The 5,529-nt window shown below is 65.4% G+C and carries 5 protein-coding genes and 1 pseudogene; 1 reads left to right on the top strand and 5 read right to left on the bottom strand.

Translation table 11 applies throughout. The features are described 5' to 3' along the window. Window positions 1-1,492: FG-GAP-like repeat-containing protein (locus RIF85_RS08310; protein WP_309071439.1), on the bottom strand; the 1,492-nt coding region annotated here is incomplete at its 3' end. Window positions 1,493-1,927: 435 nt separating this feature from the next. Here RIF85_RS08310 and RIF85_RS08305 point away from each other — a divergent pair. Further along, the gene (locus tag RIF85_RS08305; protein ID WP_309071438.1) at window positions 1,928-3,148 is read left to right on the top strand and encodes an MFS transporter; all 1,221 of its coding nucleotides are present in this window, start codon (window positions 1,928-1,930) and stop codon (window positions 3,146-3,148) included. 35 nt (window positions 3,149-3,183) lie between these two features. Here RIF85_RS08305 and RIF85_RS08300 read toward each other — a convergent pair whose 3' ends face one another. The 4 genes and pseudogenes from RIF85_RS08300 to RIF85_RS08285 form a co-directional block, all read right to left on the bottom strand. Further along, window positions 3,184-4,086, bottom strand: coding sequence for an RNA methyltransferase (locus tag RIF85_RS08300; RefSeq protein WP_309071437.1), 903 nt, complete (start codon window positions 4,084-4,086; stop codon window positions 3,184-3,186). 38 nt (window positions 4,087-4,124) lie between these two features. Then, window positions 4,125-4,508 carry a 50S ribosomal protein L20 gene (gene rplT, locus RIF85_RS08295; RefSeq protein ID WP_299165291.1) on the bottom strand — a complete coding sequence of 128 codons (384 nt, stop codon included), beginning with the start codon at window positions 4,506-4,508 and terminating at the stop codon, window positions 4,125-4,127. Window positions 4,509-4,600: 92 nt separating this feature from the next. Continuing rightward, complete coding sequence (rpmI, locus tag RIF85_RS08290) at window positions 4,601-4,795, bottom strand: 50S ribosomal protein L35 (RefSeq protein WP_026545492.1); 195 nt, start codon at window positions 4,793-4,795, stop codon at window positions 4,601-4,603. Between the two features lie 112 nt (window positions 4,796-4,907). Next, window positions 4,908-5,529: pseudogene (locus RIF85_RS08285) on the bottom strand (hypothetical protein); the annotation flags it as partial.

The following is a 5,529-nucleotide window of genomic DNA, read 5'->3' as shown; positions in this document are numbered from 1 at the left end:
ATCCTGAACGGCCGTTGCCCGGGTAGAGCCAGAGGGCACCGCCGGGGTCGCGGGCGACGATGTCAGCAAGACGGTCACCGTTGAGGTCCCCGGCTCCGACAATCGCGGTCATGGGGGTCCAGCCGTGACCCGCCCGGATACGCGGGAGGAATCCGCCGGAGCCATTGCCCGGGTAGAGCCACAGGTTGCCGGCGCCGTCCCGTGCCAGGATGTCGCTGTTGCGGTCCCCGTTGAGATCACCCGGTGCAACGATGGCGTTGAATCCGTTCCAGCCGCTTCCCGCGCGTACACGAGGCAACCAGCCTCCGGTGCCGTTGCCGGGGTAGAGCCACAGCACACCGGTTGCCCGGTCCCGGGCCAGCAGGTCCACGCGCTGGTCCCCGTTGAAGTCGCCCGGAGCGACGATGCTGTTGAATGCATTCCAGCCGCTTCCCACGCGAAGTCGTGGAAGCCATCCTCCGGTGCCGTTACCCCGGTACAGCCACAACACCCCGGTCGCCGCTTCACGCGCGACGACGTCGGAAGGGCCATCCCCGTTGAAGTCCCCGGCCGTCTCGAGCGCATTGAAGACCCCCCAGCCTGTGCCTATCGTCACTCCGGGGTTGAGACGCCCGAGGCCGGTGCCTGCGTACAGCCGCAGCTCACCGGATGACCCGACCCGGGCCAGCAGGTCGTTTCGCCAGTCGCCGTTGAACTCGGCGGTGGAGCCGGACAACGTCGAGGCAGGGATAGCCAGCGGGGTGAAGTTGTACGGTTCACAGGTGCGATCGTAATCGCGGACATTGTCGTACCACTGCGAGATGTAGACGCGGCCGGCAGAAAAGCTGGGCTGGAAACACCGGTCGAGGGCCTCGGTCGGATAGTCGAGTGTGCCCGCCGTCGCCCACACAGGGACACCGCTCAGCCGCCAGGAGCCCGTGATCTCCTGCCAGCCAGCTGTGTAGGAGTAGAAGCCGTAAGCGAAGCCTGAGTCGCGCAGTCCGCGCATCAGGCCTTCGATGAGGTACCTGTTGTCCAACCGCTGGGCAGCGGTGGCGGCCGGCCAGGGCTGTGCCGGGCGAGGCTCGATGTCGATCCATACCACCGGCGGTCGGAAGCCGACCCGGGTCATGCTCTGGACAGCGAAGCGGGCTTCGGAATAACCGACGTTGGAAAGCCTGCCGGCATGGGTCGCGGACGACCACGGCCCCTGCGTCCCGTAGGTGTTCAGTTGCGCCGTGGTCGGGTAGGTGCCCATGGCGTAGCCGTGTGCCGGTTTCCCGTTGGTGCGGGCCCAGGCGACCTGGTCGGCCAGACAAGGATTCTCCGTGAACGCGAGCCCTCGCGTCAGCCCGATGATGACGAACTGGGAGGCAGGCGGCGGAAGGGGCAACCCGAAGCCGCCCTGTGCCGTCGAACACTGAGGCCAGGAGATGTCGTGCCCGAAGAGGGGGGCTGCGTGCGCCGAGGGAAGCGTCGTTCCGAGCATGCCGAGAACCAGGCTGACGGTCATCAGGCAGGTGGTGACGGTCCTTCGGACGATCGACGGCGGCGCGGGCGACCTGCCGTCATACGTTTTCCGAGAAAGATTCCGGGACGTTCTGGGGAAAATTACAGGGTTTGGGGATGTCTCATCCATGGCTCCGCGCTCCTCGTGCCGGTCCAAGTTTAGAGCCGATGCCGATGCCGCGGACGGTTCGCGATGAAGTCGTTTTGGCATCGATTCGGTCTCGGACCCGTAAAGTGGAAGGGCGCGTTGCGGGCGTAGTAGCCAGCCACGAGACGGTTGCGTGTGGGCAGCAACGAGAAGCTCCATGAATAAACCGGAGCGTCAGCGCGTTATGCCGTTTCGAAGATGACCGATTTCCCTGCTCACCTTTCCTGCTCAACGATGCGCGGCCACCACACGAGCGCCTGACGGGCGCGTCCCGACGTCGAAATGAGTCCCGTGCCTGCTTTTCCCACCCAGCGCCCGCAACAGCACAACCTTTTGCTGGCGATTCTTGCCCTTGCTGTCGGAGGGTTCGGAATCGGCACCACGGAGTTTGCCATCATGGGCCTCCTTCCCGACATGGTCGCCGACCTCGGAGTCGACATCCCGGCCGGCGGTCATGTCATCTCCGCCTACGCGCTGGGCGTCGTGGTGGGCGCACCGGTGCTGTCGACTCTCGGAGCACGCCTGCCGCATAAGCGGGTTGCGCTGGCTCTCATGGCGCTGTTCACGGCCGGCAACCTCTCCTCCTACATAGCTGACGACTACGGCTGGTTGCTGGTCTCACGCTTCGTGTCCGGATTGCCGCACGGCGCCTTCTTCGGAGTCGCAGCGGTGATTGCCGCATCCCTGTCCGCTCCGACCCGCCGTGCTCAGGCCGTCGCCATGGTCATGATGGGACTGAGCGTGGCCAACGTTGTGGGCGTTCCCTTCGCCACCTGGCTGGGGCAGGAGTACGGCTGGCGGACCATGTTCATCCTCGTTGGCCTGATCGGGGTCCTCACGCTGCTGCTGATCTCCCGCTTCGTCCCACACCAGGACGTGCGCGACGGCGCGAGCATCACCCGCGAACTCGGCGCCCTCAAGCGCGGCCAGGTCTGGATGACGCTGCTCATCGGAACCGTCGGGTTCGGTGGATTCTTTGCCGTCTACACCTACATCGCGCCGACCATGACTGACGTGGCCGGCGTCTCCGAGTCCCTGCTGCCGATCGTCGTCGCCCTGTACGGGCTGGGCATGGTTGCCGGAAACATCGTCGGTGGGCGGCTCGCAGACATCTCGGTCCTGGGAACCATCTACTGGGTGATGGGAAGTATCTCGGCGTGCCTTCTGGTCTTCGCCTTTGCGGTTCAATGGGCGCCGACCGCGCTGCTTTTTGTCTTCCTGGTCGGAGCGATCGGCTCGTCGCTGATTCCGTCGCTTCAGGTCCGCCTCATGGATGTCTCGCCTGATGCGCCGTCGCTGGCATCGTCAATGAACCATGCGGCGCTGAACACGGCCAATGCCCTCGGCGCGTTCCTCGGCGGTGCAGTCATCGCGCTGGGGTGGGGGTACACCGCCCCGGCCCTGGTTGGTGCGGTCCTTGCCGCCTTCGGCCTCGGCGTAGCCCTCTTGAGCGGGCGCATGGACCGGAAGAATACGACGGCGGAAACCGTCCTGCAGACGGTTTCCCGCTGATTGCATCCTCCGCAGGCGTGCGTGGCGAGGAATTTTCAGCCCCGTTGAGCGCGGGCTGAAGCGTACAGGCAGACTGTTGCCGCCGTTCCCACATTGAGGCTCTCAGCAAGTCCGTAGACAGGAACCGACACCCGGTAGTCGGCCTTGGCCAGGACGTCCGGGCCCAGGCCCTGCGCCTCGTTGCCGAAGAGCCAGGCGGTGGGAGCCTCCAGTAAGGGAGATGGAGACTGTTCCTCCTGTGCGGACGCAGACGACGGCGCCAGCCGCCGGGCAGCGCTCGCGTCCTGGAGCTCGTCAAGGTTCCAGTCACCGTACCCATCAGCGGCCAGCGTCGTCATGGAGCGCCCGGCCAGTTCAGCGAGGAGATCCTGGGTCTCAACACCGACCACTACGGGGAGGTGGAAGAGCGAGCCCACCGTCGATCGCACGGCCTTCGGGTTATAGATGTCGACGCTGCCCGCTGTGAATATCACGGCATCAGCACCCGCGGAGTCGGCTGCGCGGAGGATGGTCCCGGCATTTCCCGGGTCCCGAACCTCTACGAGCACTGCTATCAGCCGCGGACGGCGCTCGAGCACAGTGGCAAGCGGGGAGTCAATGAATCTGCAGACTGCGACAGCGCCCTGTGGAGTCACGGTGGAGCTCATGGCAGCGAGGACTTCGGCTGTCACCATGCGCACCGGTACCACAGAGCCGAACTCCGGATAGCGTTCCAGGGTTTCCGCGGTTAGATACACATCATCCACGACACCGCTCTGCTCTGCGGTGAGCCGCTCCTGATGAAGACGAAGAGCTTCACGAACCGCCTGAGGCCCCTCGGCGAGAAAGCGCCCCTGCCTCAGACGCGCCGAACGCCCCGCAAGCTTGGCTACTTCGCGAACCCGATCGGATCGGGGGTTGCTGAGTAGCGGTGCCTGGGGGCGTTCGGATGTACTCATGAATTGATGGCCGGCTGAGGAAACCGGCGAAGTGCTGGCTAGGCCTGCACCGGCGCAGAGGTGTCGGACGGCAGTGCGTCCTTCGCGATCTGCACGAGGGCTGCGAAAGCGTTGGCGTCGGTCACGGCCAGATCGGCCAGCATGCGACGGTCAACCTCAACGCCTGCGGCCTTGAGGCCCTGGATCAGGCGGTTGTAGGTGAGGCCATTGGCGCGGGAGGCAGCGTTGATGCGCTGGATCCAGAGGCGGCGGAAGTCGCCCTTGCGCTTCCGGCGGTCACCGTAGCTGTAGACGAACGAGTGGAGCAGCTGCTCCTTTGCCTTGCGGTACAGGCGCGAACGCTGACCGCGGTAGCCCTTGGCGCGCTCGAGAATAACCCGACGCTTCTTGTGGGCGTTGACCGCCCGCTTCACACGTGCCACGTGCGTACTCCTTAGTTAGATCGTCCGAACGCGTATCCCTGCGGCAGTACAGCCGATATTCAGGGTGTCCGGAAGTGGTAGGGGGTGCTGTGTTAGACGCCGAGCATCTTCTTGATGACCTTGGTGTCCGCCTTGGAGACAATCTGGTCGCTGGCCAGACGGCGCGTCAGGGTGGAGGGCTTGTGCTCCAGGTAGTGACGGCGGTTGGCCTGCTGGCGCTTGAGCTTTCCGCTACCCGTCAGCTTGAAGCGCTTCTTGGCGCCACTGTGTGTCTTCATCTTCGGCATGGAAACCGATCTCCTTTGGTCTCCGCCGGCACTTTGCCGGCGGCTCTTTGCGGTACCCGCAGCGAACTGCGGTGCTTACGTGTTGCCTCGCTGCCGGGGCGGCAGCCGGCTCCTAGTTGGAGCCGGACGGCTTCGGACGGCTTGGCGTGCCCTTGGGCGCCGCCTTACCGGTTGGTTTCGGTGCAGCCGCGGGCCTCGGCTTCGGCGTTGCCGCCGGCTTGGGCATTGCGGCAGGCTTCGGGGTAGCAGCCGGCTTCGGCGCTGCGGCCGGAGTCGGTGCTGGCGCTGGAGCCGGTGCTGGCGCAGCGGACTGCCTGGGTGCCGCCGCCTGCTTTGGAGCTGCCTCCTGCTTGGGAGCTGCCGCCTGCTTGGGCGCTGCAGCTTCAGGCTTCACCTCGGCGAGCTCAGGCTCAACCTCTGACGCCTTTGGAGCGGCAGCCGCGGGGGCGGAAGGCTCAGTCGCTGCTGGCTCCGTTGCCGGGGCTTCGGTAACCGTCTCAACAGCTTCGGGCTCAACAGCGGATTCCGGAGCAGAGGCCAACGACGCAGCACGCAGTTCCTCAGGAAGCAGATCCCCGAGGCTCTGAGTCAACGGTGCCTGCCCGGAGGTGTCGACCTTGCCCTTGGAGGACTCGTTCGCTGCCTTCGACTCAGCACGCTGTGCCGCGCGGCGCGCTTCAGCCTTTGCCTCGGCCTTGTTCTTCACAGGGCCAATGACCATCACCATGTTGCGA

Origin of the sequence: Arthrobacter sp. (genome assembly GCF_031179385.1) — a bacterium.
Lineage (GTDB): Bacteria > Actinomycetota > Actinomycetes > Actinomycetales > Micrococcaceae > Arthrobacter_D.
The sequence above is the reverse complement of the archived record's forward strand: the minus strand, read 5'-3'. Positions and strand labels throughout refer to the sequence as shown.